This is a genomic window from Streptomyces sp. NPDC088707, from assembly GCF_044752725.1.
Lineage (GTDB): Bacteria > Actinomycetota > Actinomycetes > Streptomycetales > Streptomycetaceae > Streptomyces.
This window is the reverse complement of the sequence record NZ_JBIVLV010000004.1, coordinates 468454-483570: the sequence shown is the minus strand read 5'-3', so window position 1 is coordinate 483570 and position 15117 is coordinate 468454. Positions and strand designations below refer to the sequence as shown.

The following is a 15117-nucleotide window of genomic DNA, read 5'->3' as shown; positions in this document are numbered from 1 at the left end:
GTCGCTGCGACCGTGCGCATGCTGGAGACCCTCGACGCCCGCCCGGCACAGGCCTACGGCAGCGAGCTCGTTACCTCGACTTCCTCCAGGTCCTCTACCAAGACGAGATCACCCGCCGTGAGACCGTCACCTTCCAACGACGTCTGCAGTGGGCGAAGTTCGAGCAGCAGGTCACGCTGGATAGGAGTTCGACTTCACCGCCCCCTCGAAACTGCCCGCAGCCCAGATCCGCGACCTCGGCGCACTCGCTGGCTGCACGCCGGCGAATCGGTCATCCTCTTCGGGCCCGTCGGCGTCGGCAAGACGCACATCGCCCAGACCCTCGGCCACCTCGCCGTCCGCCAGGGCGCCCACGTCCGCTTCGCCAAGACCAGCCGCATCCTCGCCGAGCTCGCCGGCGGCCACGCAGACCGCACGTGGGAGAAACGGCTCCGCGAACTCATCCGGCCCGACGTCCTTATCCTCGACGACTTCCCGATGCGCCAGCTGTCCGCGGCCCAGGCGGATGACCTTTACGAGCTCGTCTCCGAGCGCCAGGGTCGGTCTCTGATCATCACCAGCAACCGGGCGTCCAGCGACTGGTATCCCCTCTTCCCAACCCCGTCGTCGCCGAGTCGCTCCTGGACCGGCTCCATCAACACCAGTCATCAGGTGATCATGAACGGGCCCAGCTACCGCCCGTACAAGCGGCCCAGGAACACGACCGACAAGGTGCATTAGGGTCCGCCACCGCGGCTTCCCTCGTCGGCGTCTCAGTGCCACGAGCTGGCTTGTCAGAGGCATCCGCTAGCTTGCTGGCCATAGGAAACTCAGGCGGATCATTGACGACCCGGTCCACGGGGGAACTGCACCGACTCATGCGGGCAGCCGGGTTCACGGGCGTTGAAGACACGGAGGCGTCGGCGGAAGGCTGGCGAGTGACGGACTTCGCCGACGCCGGTCGGCGCAGCCTGGCGAAGCTCGTCCAGAGCACAGGGACATCGGCCGTCATGGTGTCCTTCCTGGACAGCGACGTGGGTTTCGTCGAGGCCCTCACGCCGGACGGGAGCAGATGGGAGGGCCTGCTCAACCGCGAGACGGCGAAGAGCTACGAGATCCCTCTGGAGCACTTCCCCATCGAACCCGCCGTCGCCGGTGCACTCGCCTGGTCGGCCGCCGCTGGACTGACTCCCGACGAGGAGGCCATCCGGCAGACGCTCACCGGGTCGGCTCTGTTCGCGGAACAGCTCTCCTCGGCCCTCATGGTCGCCCTCGGACTACCCGGCGCAACCTAATCTCCCAAGCCAGGACCTGGGGAATAGGTGAACTTCCCCCTGGGGAACAACGCGATCGTCCAGACTTCCCAGCAGCTGCACGCCGACCTCGTCGGCTGGGGCCCCGGACCGCTGGCCGCCCTCCTTGTCGAGGTCACCCACCCCCGCGTCCAGGCCCCCTACGAGACGTGGGGATAGCGCAATATCGGCGAACGCCAGCCCCTCGCCGACTCCCCGCTGTACGCCGACATGCTCGAGGGCATGGGCATGGGCATGGGCATGGGCGAGTGCGAGCAAGCCCCGCCTCGCATTCAGTCGTCTCCACCGGATAGCGAGCTCCTTGCGGGCGTCGGCGGAGCCAGTCCGGCAGGGAGAGCAGGGCAGAACTGGACACGTCGACGCCGAAGGGGTCACAGGCGTGCGAAGCCTCTGGTGGAGACGAGTTTCTTGACCGAGAGCCCATCTACCAGCGGCTTCACCTGTCTGTAAGCCCAACCGGTAAGCCAGGCAGCCCGGTTGGAAAGCCCTCACCGGCTTGCAGAAGCCGGTCAGTCGGCCAAGTCCTGAGGCGTTCCGCTTGGTGCGCTTTGCCCAGGGCCGACGCCCACCTGTCCTATTCCACCGGGCATGGCAGCACGCACATCCCCGACAGCACGCACCTCGTTCCACTCCGCGATTGATCGCCCGAAAATGGAGTCCCCGCCCCTGACGCATACATGCCAGTCTGCTCCTCGCGGCGCCGTGTCTTCGATCGCGGACGCGGTCGGGGGCGTCCAAATGGGGGGAACTACGTGCTACGAGTAACCAGACCCATCGTCGGACTGGCCGGCCTCATGCTGATGCTGATGGGGCTGACGGTGCCACAAGCTGCTGCAGATCCGTTGCGCGGCACAGACGCCAAGGCCGCTGCCGCCCAGTACGACAAAGCGGTGTACGTCGTTCAGGAACGAGGGGACGGCACCGTCTACACCGCCATCTACGAGCCCGCCGCAGGCGTCACGCCCGATGAGCTGAGGGCGTCCCTGCGACACCAAGGCATCCGCGGTGTGCAGGACGCAGAACCGACAGCCACTGCCGGCATCGGGACACTCGGCTGTTCCCCGATCGTCGGAACCGCGTCCGCGCTGTGCGGCGCCAAGTGGTCCTACGGGGCCTACAACGACCCGCAGGTGTACTTCCTCGACCACACCAGCGACAGTTGGCCGGTGAGTGACGCCCAGGTCGACTGGTACCAGTCGCCCGGCATCGACGCCTACTACCGCTGGTACACAGCCGGCTGCCCCAGCGGCCGGCACTGCGTGCACACCTACAGCGGCAGCTACGGAACCGACTGGTACGGCCAGACCTCGTACACGACCTCCGGCGGGTACTTCGTAGACGGTTCAGTCGTCGTGAGGCTCAACGATCAGGTCACGCCGAACACCTACGCGGCACGGCGCAGCGTCGCGTGCCATGAGATGGGGCACGCACTGGGGCTGGATCACAACGGGTCGACCAACAGCTGCATGTCGGTTCCCGAGTTCCCGCAGCACCCGTCGTCCCAGGACTACTCGGTGCTGAACCTGCTCTACCCGAAGGCAGGCACCTGACAGACCCGACGTGCCGCCCTCAGCCCGGTGCCGGGCTGGGGGCGCCACATCACGTTTGCAGCACCCCCAGCACTCGGGTGCCGCATGCCGCCCCGGACAGGGACCACCCGTCCGCGGGCACGATCGATGGCCTGCCGGCCTGCAGCGGTGCCGCCACGGCGGGGGGCTGGGGTCGGCGTCGAAGGCTTCGGCCTACGGCAGGTCCATGTCGTGCGGAAGGGCAGTGATCGCTGCTTCGGCATCCTGATGGCTGCAGCACGGAACCGATCGACCTCCCTACGGGGGAGAACGCAGTGCACGACTCTGTGCGGCTGCCGGTCCGGGCTGAGCACGAGCATGCGGCTGGGGCTGAGGGGCCACCGCAGGTATCGACTGGGCAGCGTTGAGGGGGAACCCACTGGCGCGTCGGTCGAGAGGATGACGGGCTGGTCGCTGGTGATCAACCGTGCTTGAGGTCGTCCCATAGTTCACGTTGTCGGGACGAGTGCTCGTCGGCTGCCCCATACGCACTACAGAAGAGGCTGGCGCAACGACCGCCATCGCCAACGACCCCAGCCAGGTCCCCGGTGGCCCCGCCCTCAACCCCACAAGCATCGTAAGGATGAGGCCGCCGCACCACGACTCGGCACCCGCTGGCGTCTGCGCTGCGGTCACACCTTCGCCCACCTCGCGGCCGGGTTCGACGTCGGCCTGGCCACCGCCCACCGCTACGGCACCGAGGCCGTGGACGTCCTGGCCGTCCTCGCCTCCGCCCTCCAGCAGGCAATGGCAGTTGCCGCGCCCAAGGCGTTCGTGATCCTGCACGGCACCCTGCTGGCCATCGAACGCATCGCGGCTGACCGCCCCATCTACTCCGGCAAGCACCGTCAGCACGGCATGAACATCCAAGGCCTCACCGACCCGTTCGGGAAGCTCATGTCTTCGACACCGGCGGGACCCGGCTGACCACCTCGACCTGAGGAGTAAGCCTCACTGCCTCCTATACTCCTGGAGTGTTGAATACGTCGAACTACATCCACGTCTCGTCCCTGCTCAATCGGCAGTCGATCGCACGGCATGGTCTGGATTGGGCCCGGATGGGCGCCGCACCGGGAATCGCCGGCAGCCGCCGCCCTGAGGTGGAGGGGATCTTCCTCTGTCGAGGCGAGGAGGAAGTGGGGTTCTTCCTTCAGATCAACAACACCGGTGGGCCGGTTGATCTCTGGTCCGTGGACGGCGTCGATGAGGGGTTGCTCCTCGACAACGGCAACGGATTCGTCTACCTGCCCGGCCGTATACCAGCCGAGCGAGTCCGCCTCATGCGATCGGACGTTCCTCCCCACCGTGGGTTCTGACCTCGACAGCAACCGCAGTGCGGAAGTGCAGCAGGTAGAGGCTGGATGGGTGGGCGATGACTCGGGCACTACGGGCCGCCTTCGGGGGCGGTCACACCGCCCGTGCCGGCACCACTCCCACAGCCCTGGCTCCGTCAGGGAGATACGCGAAAGCAGCAGCATGCTCCTCGAACCCGACCATTGGTGACGAGATCCGGGGGCGTTGCGCTTCCCAACGGGTCGAGAACAACCAGCACGCCGATGGCCGCGCTGCGGGCACCACTCCATACACCTCTTCCCCTCTGCTTCCGTTCCGAGTCGGATCAGCGCCGGAGGCGGAAAGGGTGCCCCCCAGGGGGGAAGGGCGGGGCGGGGCGCCTGCGGGTAGGAAGGCCCCGGGCAGGCATACATTGCCGCTTCCCGGCTTGCCACCCCTACCCAAGGGGATGCCGGCTGGTCCACCGCAGCCTGCCCGAGACGGCGAAAGGGTGCGAGTAAAACCGTTGGCACAAGTCCTTCAGTTGACGAGACTGCGGGGGTGACACCCCTGCCTCCCTTGCCCAGCCCACTCCCTCTGCCGATACAGGACCCGCGCGTCCACGGCGTTGTTCTCGACTTCGCGGACATGGACGCGCTGGTGGCTGATCTCGTCATGCCCGAAGGGGCGTCGATGTACGTCATGAGTACGCTGGAGACGTCCCGCGAGCTCATCCGACACTCCTTCTACCGGTACGAGTTCGCCACCGTCGCCGTCACGCACTCCTTGTTCGCCTTGGAGCACGTCCTCGTCGAGCAACTGGCCCTGAGCGAACCGCTCCACATTCTCATCGAGCGTGCCACGGACACCGGACTCATCACGGCCGAGCTCGCAGCCGCACTCGACCGCAGCCGACGACTGCGCGACAGTCTCACGCAAGGCACCCAGACGAGTGCCGCTCTCAACGCGGCAGGGGCCATCGTCATGGTGGGGGCCGTCTTCGACGCTGTCGCCCTGCTCCTTCTCCCACCCTCCGAGGTGAATGCGGCGGTCGTCGACACGAGCCGCGCACACCCTGAAGACGACGCGCTCGCCCGACTGTGGGAAGAGCACCGGCGCGCCCTGTACCCCGACAGCTTCCGCGGCATTGACCTTGAGGGCGTGGAGTTGATCCTTCTGGATGCCGACGTCGCCGGCCTCGTTCAGAGAGAGCTGGACGGAGGGCTCGACGACCGCGGCGTCGCCACCCTCTGGGCATGCGTGGCCGATCTCGACAAGATCGCGCCCGTGATCAACTCGGAATACTGCGCCTGGTACTTTGCGAGACTTCGAACACTGGCCAGGCTCGCTGCAGCACGCTACATCCCCACCGCGATCTGACCTGGCGCGTCTGAATCGGGCAGGCGCCGAGCGGCGGAGCCGCTGCCGGTGATCCGTCCGGCTTTCAGGATGCGGACGGTATCGGTATAGCGGGCGACGAGACGGTGCTCCGCCGCACGCGGCGTCGCGACCGCCGGGGCGGTGAGCCGCATCGAGTCGACCGTGCTGCAGCCACCACCTCCGGAGCCGTCCTCTGCGTCGGGGCGCCGTCACCCGCCTGTCAGTCCTCCACCGAGGCGTCCGGGACACGCACGTCCGGCAACAACGCCCCCGTCAGGGCCAGGTCAAAGAAGGCACTCACGTCACCCCACAGCGGATCATCCGCCCCGCCATGCTGTTCCGGCTCACGGGCTACCCCCACGTGTCGGCGCCCCCTCCTGCGACGCGGGGCGCGAGAGTGGTGTGAGCGCTGCTGCCGCGGGTAGCCGAGCCGGCATGTTCAGACACCGACGTGTAAGGGTTGCGGGCGTCCTGCTGGTCAGCTGGGGCGCGCTGACCGCTATGGGACGCTGGGCGGAGCACGCCACCTGGACCAGGGCCATGTTGAACGGACTGCTGCTGGCCTGCGTGGTGGCGGGTACGTGGTGGTTCGCCGAGATGACGCAGATGCGATCGTCCCGAAGGAGGGACCCCTCCCCCGTTCCCTCGAAGCGGGCCGCCACGAACCCGGCGCAGGAGCCGGCACCTGATCCTGGACGTCCGCAACGAGCAGTGCGGCCGGACAGCCCCTAGAACGGCGGCTCGAAGCTGTCGTGGTCCTGATCGGTGCAGGTCGCGGTACGGATGCGCAGCCGGTGGTCGCAGCTGACACAGGTCGCCGAACTGGTTGGGGCGCCTTGTGTAGTGCAGCCACCAGCCTCGCACGCCGAGTAGGAGCGGGGTCTCGTTACCGGTCGGCGGGTAGCCGGTCCAGCTCGTGGGCTGGGGGGCGGTGTCGAGGGTGTCGCGGAACGAGCCACCTGTCGGTGACGGAACCGCCACGGACGGGCCGGGGCCCGGCCGCAGTGCCGGAGCTGGGCCATGCCGCGGCGCCGGAGCGCGGCCCGGCCGCCGTGGAGTGCCCAGGCCCGCCGACCGTCTGTACCTGGCGCTGTGGAACCGGCTCCCCGGTGTCGTGGCCGGGCACGAGGCGCTCGTCCGGCTGTGGCGGGAGAACTCGGTCGCCTGGTCCCTGACCGTCTGACGACCCGCGGGCATCCGTCCCGCCTGTCCCGGCTCCGGTGACCCGCGGGTGCATCAGTCCGCCAGCTTCTCCAGATTCGACTGGCGGCCGTTGGTACCCGCGATGAACGGGCGCATCGTGAGCTTGTCCTTCGTCCCGTCCTCGCCCGCCATCTCCAGGAACTGCTGGAAGGTGACCTTGATCTCGGCGGCCGGAACGTTCGGGTCCTTGTAGTACACGAACCCGTTCGCCTCGTCGTAGCCGGTGAGCAGCACGGCATGCGCCGAGCGCTGCAGGCCCGTCCTTGCCGTCCAGTCGAGGAGCGCGGCCTTGCCTGCGTTCCCGGGGATGTTCCGGAAGTCGTTGACGAGTTGCCGGTCGGCCGCGGTGACGGTGGCGCTGGTGAACCTCTTCCGCACCGTCATGTACTGCGGGAAGTTGGTGATCTGCCCCATGGAGATCTTGGCGTCGGAGATCGCGTAACGCTGATCCTCGTCGCTGCCGTTCTCGGGGAACGGGCTGATCACCTGCTGGCCGGCGTTGAGGATCTTGGTGACCTCGTCGCCGTCGGCGGAGGTGAGCGACAGGAGGAGCTCCGATTTCTCGATCGCCTTGTCGAACAGCCCGATGAGCGTCTCCTTCCGGACGCTCTCGCCCTGGGCGCAGATGCTGTTAGCGAAGGCACCGGACGGGCCGGGTTTCGGCACGCGGGTACGGATCGTCGCCAGAAGCTGGTCGTACGTGACCGCGTCACCGTCCATGCTCTCGATGGTCGCTCGCATCGCCTGCAGGCTCTCCCCCATCATCTGGACACCTGTCGACCGCCTCTCGGTTTTCTGGGTGGCGGCCCTGGCATCTCGATCGGCCTTCTCGGGGAAGGACCGCATCGCCGCGTTGAGTGCCGTGGTGTTGAGGCCGTACGCGTTGGCCATGGATTCCAGCACGTACAGCCAGCACGAAGGACCCACCTGCCCGATCAGCCTGGTCTCCCGCACCGTGGGGGCTCGCTGGATCGGGCCGGCTCCCCCGTGCCCCACCGGCCCGGCCGGCTCGGCGCCGGGTGTCGTGGTCCGGGAGGAGCCCATGCTCATCACCCGGCTCGCGTTCGCCTCGGCCTCGCGCTCGAACCTGTCGGACGGATCGGAGACCCGCAGGCCGCCGCCGTTGTCGGTTCCGGCCACGGGGCCCTGGCGCTGCTGGATGACATGGGTCAGCTCATGGGCCAGGGTGTGCTTGTCTCCGCCACCCTCACCGATCACCACGTGGTCGCCGGAGGTGTAGGCGCGCGCGCCGACCTCGGCGGCCGACGCCCGGGCCGCCGAGTTGTCGTGGATACGGACTCCGGAGAAGTCCGCACCGAACTTCGCCTCCATATCGGTACGGGTCGAGTCGTCCAGTGGCCGGCCGGCGGTGGACAGCACGTCATGGACTGCGGAGCGTTGCACCGTATCGCCGTGGACTGCGGAGCGTTGCACCGGCCCGCCGTGGACTGCGGATCGCTGCACCGGCTCCAGTGCCTCGCCCCCCGGCCCGTCTTGATGGCTGCAGCCGGGGCCGTGCTGCTCGTGGGCGGGCTGGGCCCAGGGGTGACCGGACTGGCGGAGCAGCTGGACCATCACCGCGTTTCCAGCGGTGCGCTGGATGTTCAGAGCGTCGGACGGAGGCAGCGGAGCTCGGGCCGCAACCTGCCGTTCGATACCGGAGGTTTTGGGGATGCGTTCCTGAGACATACGAGGGAGCGCCTTTCATGGAAGTGGGCTGAAGCCATCCATGACAGAAGTCCCGGTACGTGGAGAAGGACAGAAAGGGCGGGGGCGGGGCAGACTTCGCTGCCCGAACGCACCAGGCCGGGGCGTCCCGACACGGGTGGTGCCGGCCGCCTCGGGGAAAGCGGCCGGCACCGCGACGGATCAGCCCGGCCAGGTGCCCGTCACCCGCCGGATCGCCACGGCCCCCGACCGGTCGACCGACGCCTTGACCACGGCGAAGATCGCGCCCTGGATGGCTGCGGCAAGCAGGATCTCCCTCCAGGTGCGGTTCTCGTCGGTGGCGTCAGGAGCATCGCCCTCGCCCTCGATGCGCTTCCACGCCTGCTTGAACGCGGCGCCTGCGAGCACACCGCTGAGGGTGCCCAGGGCCAGCCCGACCGGCTTGTAGGCAATCGTGGATGCCTTGGATGCCTTCATCGGCGACGTCCCCGGTTGCGGCGGACCAGGAGGAAGACGGCTACGGCGGCGACGGCCGCCAGGAGCGGGGCGCGGTTGGATCGTGCGGCCGTCGCCGCGTGCCCGGCCTGTTCCAGCAGCGGGTCGGGCATCTTGTCCGTCGCGTACTGGCCGGCCTTGGCCGCACTCTCCCGTGCATGTGCTGCGGCCTGCGCGGTCTTCTGCTGGAGCGAGTCGGGCGTCTTGTCCTTCACCGCCTGGGCGGCGTGCCCCGCCGTCTCGCGGATCTGTTCTGAGACCTGTGCGGCCTTCTCGGCGGCCTGGCCCTTGAGGGCGGCCGTCTTCTCCTTGGCCTGTGCCTTGATGTCGGCCTTCGCGGCGAGGGCCTCTACGGTCCGGCCGAGCTCGTCACGGGTGCGTTCGACCTGGTCGCGCAGTTCGGCAGAGCCGAGGTCGGCAGGGGTGGGGTCGGGGGTGCCGATGTTGGTTCGGGCGTCGTCGTTCATCGGTGTGCCTTCTCCTTGATCTCGGCCAGGTCGGCCTTCACGCTGTCGATGGTCTGCTCGGGAGCCGGGCTGCCGGCCCGCGCGATCTGCTTCTTTCCGGCCAGGCCGGTCACGGCCGCCACGATCCCCAGGGCCGCGGTGATGATGAGGGCGGACGCCCACACCGGCAGAACCAGCGCGAGAGCGGCGATGCAGGCTGCCGTCAGAGCCTGGAGGGCCAGGAGGCCGATGACTCCTGTGGCACCGAAGAGGCCGCCGCCCTTCCCGTAGCGCTTGCCCTTCTGGGTCATCTCCGCCCGGGCCAGTTGCATCTCCTCGCGTACCAGCTCGGATATCTGCTGTGAGGCGCGCGAAACCAGGACGCCGACCGAGTCGTCCGGGGGGTGGGGCTGCCGCTCTGCCCTGCTCATGATGGGGACACCTTGCCTTCCGTCGATCTGCCGAACCGGGCGACACGTCAGTCAGGTGCTGCGGTCAGCGCTGGTGGTGTCCCGGATGGGAGCATCGGCGCCGCGCTTGACCGAGACGATTCGGTTGCTGTTCAAAGGGGTCATGTCGCCGTCACGGCGCGCCTACCCCGCAACCGCGTCGCTACCCGCGCGACTGCAGCGTCGTTGCACGTTTCCTGTCGGACGACCGGCCGCCCGTACGAGACTGCTGGACCGAACAGTCACCGCCCTCTCGTGCGCCTGGCCTTCGAACCCCCGCACCGCGGCATCACCGTGCGTGCTGGGCGCGGCCATGCCGTGCGATGGCCGCGCCCTTGCCCGGTGTTCGGATGGAGCCGCAGGAACGAGGAGCCGCCCCTTGGTGGTTCGGCCGCCCTGCCGGCGAGCTCGCTCGCCGGGACTGTCAGGCTCCCTCGGTCGCCGTGCGGGCCCGCACCTCCTCCGGGGTGAGGTAGTCGTCCGTGTACTCGAAGTCCCGCAGCGTCCCTGGTTTGTACGCCTGGAATCCGGTCCGGACGAAGTCGTCGCCGGCCACCGCGTTCAGGAGCCAGTTCGTCATCACCCGGGTCTTGGCGGCGCCGGTGCGCAGTGCCGCCCAGTGGTAGCCGCGGGCCACGGCCTGGGCGGGCATCCCGCGCAGGTCGATGCCGAGCGGCCGGGAGACGCCGTCGCGGCCGCCGAGGTCCACCACGAGTCCGAGGTCCTTGTGGGTGTACGAGCGCAGCGGCGTGCCCCGGAGCGTGGCGACGAGGTTGTCGGCAGCGACCTTGCCCTGGCGCTGGGCGTGTTGTGCGGTGGGCGGGCACACCACACCGTCCCCGCCGCCGACGAGGTCGGGCACGGCGGCGGCGTCGCCGAGGGCGAACGCGCCCTCCGCCCCCGGCACCCGCAGGTCCGGCGAGACGACCAGCCTTCCGCTCCTGGCGGTCTCGGCGCCCAGCGTGGCGACGAGCGGGCTCGCGGCGACGCCGGCGGTCCAGACGAGGGTGCGGCAGGGCAGCACGCGGCCGTCGGTGAGAGTGACGTCCTCGGGGCCGGCCTTGGCCACGGAGGTACCGAGCGAGACCTCGATGCCTCGGCGGCGCAACACATCGAGGGCCGCCTGGCCCAGCCGGTCGCCGAGCTCGGGCATCAGCTTCGGGGCCACGTCCACGAGGTGCCAGCTGATGTCGCGCCGGTCCAGCCGGGGGTAGCGGCCGACGGCGTTCATGGTGAGCCGCTGCAGGGAGGCGGCCGTCTCGGTGCCCGCGTAGCCGCCGCCGACCACGACGAACCCGAGTCGTGAGGCCCGTTCCGCCGAGCCTGGTGCGGCGGCGTCCGCCAGGTCGAGCTGGGCGATCACGTGGTCGCGCAGGTGGGCCGCCTCGGCCAGCGTCTTCATGCCCCGGCCGTGCTCCGCCAGGCCGGGGATGTCGAAGGTGCGGGTCACGCTCCCCGGCGCGAGCGCCAGGTAGTCGTACGGCTGGTCGACCAACTCCCCGGTGATTCTCCGGATGACGCAGACCTTGGCCCGGGTGTCGACTCCCACGGCCCCGCCGGGCACGATCCGGGTCCGGTGGCGGCGGCTGCGGCGCAGCGACACGGCCACGGACTGGGGGGTGAGCACCCCGGAGGCCACCTGCGGCAGCAGGGGCAGGTAGAGCTGGTAGGAGAACGGAGTGACCAGCAGGATCTCCGCCTCTCCGGGTGACAGCGTCCGCTCTAGGCGGCGTACGCACGCGACGCCGGCGAAGCCCGCGCCGACGACCACGATCCTCGGTCGTGCCATGGTGTCCGTCCCTTCTCGGGTGTACGCGTCCCCTGCACGCCTTCCCCCGCAGGCCGTTCCATGCACGTTGCGGTCGAACGGTCTCGGCCTCCGCGCGGTGCGGGCTGCGCACCGGCTACGGAGTGTTTCCGCCGACGCTCGTGTACGCGGTCCACGACTGGGGGCGTACAAGGTCGGGGCCGCCGGGGACGATGCTGTGTCCGCGTGCGTCGTCGGCCTGCCGACGGCGCGGGTTCTTCCAGCCGAGGCCTGGACAAGCCAGTATCAACCCCCATGAAGACTGCTGAGCCGATGACCGGCGACCCCACGGAGACCGAAGACCCCCGCCTGCCTCTGCTGACCACCGCTGAGGTGCTGCAGACCATCGGCTACCTGCAGAGACTGGTGTCCCTCGACACCACGCATCACGGCTATGCGGCCAGCCGGCTTGCTGCCGACCTTGCCAAGCGAGTGGCCCGGCACGCCGGAGGTCGCTGAACGCCTGGGCGACCACGGCCCCACGCTCGTCAACGGCCGGGGAGCGAGGGCCGGGCCGCGGGGTGGCCAGTCGTCGCGCGCCGGAGCAGGGGCAGCCGTCAGATGACCGGCTCCGGTGCGGGTACCGGACCGGGCAGTGGACCAGGGTGGGGGCCCGGCTCCGGTCGCGGACCGCCCGGCTGGGGATCCGGCTCGGGCTGCGGCGGAGCCGGCGGCACGGGGTCAGGGCCCCCCGGCACGGGTACCGGACCGGGCAGTGGGCCCGGCTGCGGGCCAGGCCCCGGCCCTGGCGTCGGGGTGGGGCTCGGCGGGACCGGATCGTTGGGCGGAGTCCCCATGGTCGCCTCTGGTCGGCTGCGCTCGAGAACCAGCTCCGGCGACGGCGCCGGTGGGCCGGGAGGAACCGGATTCGCAGGGAGCGCCTGCTGCGGCTCCGTCGAGCCCAGCCGGGTCGGAGGGCCGACCTGTACGTCGCTTGCCATCACCACACCACCTCACTGAGTCGGGAGGGAAGCAACTCCCTCCCTCACTCGGGTGCCCGGGAAGATCCCCCTCATACCTCGTTCCGTCAGCACCGGAAGGCATACATGCGTACGGTCCGGAAGGAGCCCGGACGTCAGGCTCCAGGGTCGCCGGCTGTCGGTAGCGGTCGGCCATCCCGCTGATCCGATCGGCTGCAGCCTCGTGGGCATCTCGGTATTCCCCAGCGCGGCCGACGAGTTCGTGTCGCCCGGCCGGTCCAAGGTCGTGCCACCCCTAGGAAGGACACCGCCATGTCAGAGCTTCTCGTCGACTTCATCACCTCCCTCGACGGCTACGCCTCGGGAGAGGGATGGCCCGGGTTCTGGGGCCTTGAGGGCCCGGAGTACCTCGCGTGGCTCAGCGAGCAGCCCGAGGCCACCTACCTGATGGGGGCGAACACCTACCGCCTGATGTCGGGCTTCGCCGCCGGCGAGGTTCCGGCGGGCCAGGACGAGTTCAGGCCCGAGGAGGAGGCGTCCGTCGACGAGCTCACGCAAGCCTCCAAGGTGGTGTTCTCCTCCTCGCTGGAGGAGCCACTGACATGGGCCAACTCGACGCTCGTCCGGGACGATGCCGTCGAGGCGGTGCGCGCCATGAAGTCGAGCGGATCGGGACTCCTCAGCACGATCGGCAGCCTCGCCCTGTGCCGGTCCCTGCTGCGGGCCGGGCTCGTCGACCGGTTCCGGGTCGTGATGTTCCCGGTGATCACCGGGGCCACCGGCGAAGAACGCATCTACGACGGCTATCCGGACGTCGCCCTTGAGATGACCGAGCACCGCACCTTCGACGGCCGCATCCAGCTGGTCGAGTACAAGCCCCGGGTGCTCGATCACCCGCCGCTCGGCAACCCTGTCTGACGACGCCGAGCACGGCAGGCTGCCTCCTCGCGCGGTCACGAAGTACCGTATGGGCAAGCTTTCAGCAAGCCAGGCGGGAAACGGGGGCACGATGAGAAGTGGGGTCCGGGCGCTGCAGCGCGAACAGACGCGGCACACCCTGTTGAGCGAGAGTCGACGGCTCTTCTCGACTCACGGGTACGCCGCCGTCAACCTGTCGGAGGTCGTCCAGGCGGCGGGCGTCACCAAGGGAGCGCTCTACCACCACTTCGAAAGCAAGAGCGCACTCTTCCAGGCCGTGCTGGAAGAGGTCCAGGAGGAGGTGGCCGCGTACGTCGCCGCGACGGCGGACGCCCAGGAAGACTCCTGGACCCAACTCGCCTCGGGCTGCCAGGCGTTCCTCGACGCCACCACGAATCCGTCGGTCCAGCGCGTCATGCTGGTGGACGGACCGGCGGTGCTCGGCTGGCCGAGCTGGCGGGCGATGACCGCGGCCACCTCAGGTCGGCACCTCGCCGATGCCATCGAGACCCTGATCGCCGAGGGCGTCATCCCGGCACAGCCCGCAGCGCCGCTGACACATCTGCTCTCCGGGGCGATGAACGAGGCCGCGTTGTGGCTGGCCTCGTCGGAGGACTCCGCCGACCTGGAGGCCACTCGGCACGCGCTGACGCGGCTCCTGGAGGCGCTGCGGGCGAAGTGACGGCCGCTCAGCCTGCGGGTCAGGCCACCTGGACGTCGATCCGGACCCCGTTGGGGTCGACGAGGGAAGCATGCCGCAGGCCCCCGCCCCGTACGGCTCCGTCGGCGGCGAACCGCTCCCACACCTCGGGGCGGTCCTCCACGTCCAGGGTGATCCGGACCGCGCGCATCGGCGTGCGGAACGCCTCGGGTAGAGCGGGGTGGGTGTGGTCGAGGAGGGCGAGCGTGGGGTGCCGCTCCCCCGACCGGGCCAGCGCGGTGTACCACGGGGTCGCATAGGCGACGGTGAGCCCGAAGAGTCTTCCGTAGAAGCTGCGGGTCTGGTCCATGCGGGACGTGCAGATCACCGGACACAGGCTGGTTATCATCGAGACGGCTCCGCTCACATACCAACGGTAGGTCAAATGACGCTAAGGGCGTACCTCAGGTATGTCAACGCGCCCTTGAGAGGGGCAACGAGCGGGGGGCGCCCAGGACACGCCCTGGCGTGACGCCGGGACGCGAGGGTCGTTGAGGAACCGAACGGACGTATCTCGCGATCGGAACGGTGCCCCGATGACCTCCTCGACCCTGACCAGCTTCTATCCGGTGATCTGCACCGAAGTCCTCGAAGAGGCAGTGGCCTTCTACCGCACGCACTTCGGCTTCGAGACGACCTATTCCAGTGACTGGTACGTCAGCCTGCGCCGGCCCGAACCGCCGTACCACGAACTGGCCCTGGTCTCGGCCGACCACCCCACCGTTCCCGAAGGCCACCGCCGCCCGGCCGGCGGCCTCCTCCTCAACTTCGAGGTGACGGACGTGGACGCCGAGTACGAGCGGCTGGTGCGGCGCGCGGGGCTCCGGGTCGCCCTGGAGCTGCGGAGCGAGGCCTTCGGACAGCGCCACTTCATCGTGGCCGCCCCCGACGGCGTTCTGGTGGACGTCATCACGCCCATCCCTCCCACGGCCGACTACGCCGACGCGTACACGGACGGCTCCGGTACGGGGGCATGACGGGTTCGGCCCGCGTCCACCA

Annotated in this window: 17 protein-coding genes and 2 pseudogenes; 12 read left to right on the top strand and 7 right to left on the bottom strand. The window is 69.3% G+C overall.

What is annotated here, in order from left to right:
* The first annotated feature begins 18 nt into the window (after positions 1 to 18).
* The 7 genes and pseudogenes from ACIP84_RS15925 to ACIP84_RS15895 all read left to right on the top strand — a co-directional run bounded on the left by ACIP84_RS15925 (position 19) and on the right by ACIP84_RS15895 (position 5512).
* On the top strand, positions 19 to 720 hold the full coding sequence (locus tag ACIP84_RS15925; RefSeq protein ID WP_401798275.1) for an ATP-binding protein: 702 nt from the start codon (positions 19 to 21) through the stop codon (positions 718 to 720).
* A gap of 197 nt (positions 721 to 917) precedes the next feature.
* Positions 918 to 1274: a hypothetical protein gene (locus ACIP84_RS15920; RefSeq protein ID WP_401798274.1), complete on the top strand. Its 357-nt coding sequence runs from the start codon at positions 918 to 920 to the stop codon at positions 1272 to 1274.
* 27 nt (positions 1275 to 1301) lie between these two features.
* Positions 1302 to 1451 (top strand): hypothetical protein, encoded by a 150-nt coding sequence (locus tag ACIP84_RS15915; RefSeq protein ID WP_401798273.1) that lies wholly within the window; start codon positions 1302 to 1304, stop codon positions 1449 to 1451.
* 635 nt (positions 1452 to 2086) lie between these two features.
* The gene (locus tag ACIP84_RS15910; protein WP_401798272.1) at positions 2087 to 2842 is read left to right on the top strand and encodes a matrixin family metalloprotease; all 756 of its coding nucleotides are present in this window, start codon (positions 2087 to 2089) and stop codon (positions 2840 to 2842) included.
* Between the two features lie 624 nt (positions 2843 to 3466).
* Positions 3467 to 3784 (top strand): annotated as a pseudogene (locus tag ACIP84_RS15905) (transposase family protein); the annotation flags it as partial.
* A 50-nt stretch (positions 3785 to 3834) separates the two neighbouring features.
* A complete protein-coding gene (locus ACIP84_RS15900; RefSeq protein ID WP_355967378.1) occupies positions 3835 to 4176 on the top strand; it encodes a hypothetical protein in 342 nt (113 codons plus the stop codon).
* A gap of 517 nt (positions 4177 to 4693) precedes the next feature.
* Positions 4694 to 5512, top strand: coding sequence for a hypothetical protein (locus tag ACIP84_RS15895; RefSeq protein WP_401798271.1), 819 nt, complete (start codon positions 4694 to 4696; stop codon positions 5510 to 5512).
* Here ACIP84_RS15895 and ACIP84_RS15890 read toward each other — a convergent pair.
* The gene (locus ACIP84_RS15890; RefSeq protein ID WP_401798270.1) at positions 5491 to 5664 is read right to left on the bottom strand and encodes a hypothetical protein; all 174 of its coding nucleotides are present in this window, start codon (positions 5662 to 5664) and stop codon (positions 5491 to 5493) included. The two genes, ACIP84_RS15895 and ACIP84_RS15890, sit on opposite strands and share 22 nt — an antisense overlap.
* A gap of 905 nt (positions 5665 to 6569) precedes the next feature.
* Between ACIP84_RS15890 and ACIP84_RS15885 the strand changes: the two genes are divergently transcribed.
* Positions 6570 to 6695: a hypothetical protein gene (locus ACIP84_RS15885; protein WP_401798269.1), complete on the top strand. Its 126-nt coding sequence runs from the start codon at positions 6570 to 6572 to the stop codon at positions 6693 to 6695.
* Positions 6696 to 7666: 971 nt separating this feature from the next.
* On the opposite strand, the pseudogene ACIP84_RS15880 reads toward ACIP84_RS15885, so the two are convergent.
* From ACIP84_RS15880 to ACIP84_RS15860, 5 genes and pseudogenes are all read right to left on the bottom strand, one after another.
* Positions 7667 to 8404, bottom strand: a pseudogene (locus ACIP84_RS15880) (DUF4157 domain-containing protein); the annotation flags it as partial.
* Between the two features lie 180 nt (positions 8405 to 8584).
* Positions 8585 to 8860, bottom strand: a complete 276-nt coding sequence (locus ACIP84_RS15875) for a DUF4235 domain-containing protein (protein WP_355967368.1) — start codon at positions 8858 to 8860, stop codon at positions 8585 to 8587.
* Entirely contained in the window at positions 8857 to 9345 is a 489-nt protein-coding gene (locus ACIP84_RS15870) for a DUF3618 domain-containing protein (RefSeq protein ID WP_401798268.1), read from the bottom strand. Before ACIP84_RS15870 ends, ACIP84_RS15875 begins: the two co-directional genes overlap by 4 nt.
* Positions 9342 to 9755 carry a phage holin family protein gene (locus ACIP84_RS15865; protein WP_355967363.1) on the bottom strand — a complete coding sequence of 138 codons (414 nt, stop codon included), beginning with the start codon at positions 9753 to 9755 and terminating at the stop codon, positions 9342 to 9344. The genes ACIP84_RS15870 and ACIP84_RS15865 overlap by 4 nt, the downstream gene beginning before the upstream one ends.
* Positions 9756 to 10197: 442 nt before the next feature.
* Complete coding sequence (locus tag ACIP84_RS15860; RefSeq protein ID WP_401798267.1) at positions 10198 to 11562, bottom strand: NAD(P)/FAD-dependent oxidoreductase; 1365 nt, start codon at positions 11560 to 11562, stop codon at positions 10198 to 10200.
* A gap of 273 nt (positions 11563 to 11835) precedes the next feature.
* Between ACIP84_RS15860 and ACIP84_RS15855 the strand changes: the two genes are divergently transcribed.
* From ACIP84_RS15855 to ACIP84_RS15845, 3 genes are all read left to right on the top strand, one after another.
* Positions 11836 to 12039, top strand: a complete 204-nt coding sequence (locus ACIP84_RS15855; RefSeq protein ID WP_355967357.1) for a hypothetical protein — start codon at positions 11836 to 11838, stop codon at positions 12037 to 12039.
* Between the two features lie 773 nt (positions 12040 to 12812).
* Positions 12813 to 13418: a dihydrofolate reductase family protein gene (locus tag ACIP84_RS15850; RefSeq protein WP_401798266.1), complete on the top strand. Its 606-nt coding sequence runs from the start codon at positions 12813 to 12815 to the stop codon at positions 13416 to 13418.
* Positions 13419 to 13509: 91 nt separating this feature from the next.
* Positions 13510 to 14100 carry a TetR/AcrR family transcriptional regulator gene (locus tag ACIP84_RS15845; protein ID WP_355967351.1) on the top strand — a complete coding sequence of 197 codons (591 nt, stop codon included), beginning with the start codon at positions 13510 to 13512 and terminating at the stop codon, positions 14098 to 14100.
* A gap of 19 nt (positions 14101 to 14119) precedes the next feature.
* On the opposite strand, the gene ACIP84_RS15840 is transcribed toward ACIP84_RS15845, so the two are convergent.
* Positions 14120 to 14446 (bottom strand): VOC family protein, encoded by a 327-nt coding sequence (locus ACIP84_RS15840; protein WP_401798265.1) that lies wholly within the window; start codon positions 14444 to 14446, stop codon positions 14120 to 14122.
* A gap of 208 nt (positions 14447 to 14654) precedes the next feature.
* On the opposite strand from ACIP84_RS15840, the gene ACIP84_RS15835 reads away from it, so the two are divergent.
* On the top strand, positions 14655 to 15095 hold the full coding sequence (locus tag ACIP84_RS15835) for a VOC family protein (RefSeq protein ID WP_355967345.1): 441 nt from the start codon (positions 14655 to 14657) through the stop codon (positions 15093 to 15095).
* The last annotated feature ends 22 nt before the right edge of the window (positions 15096 to 15117 follow it).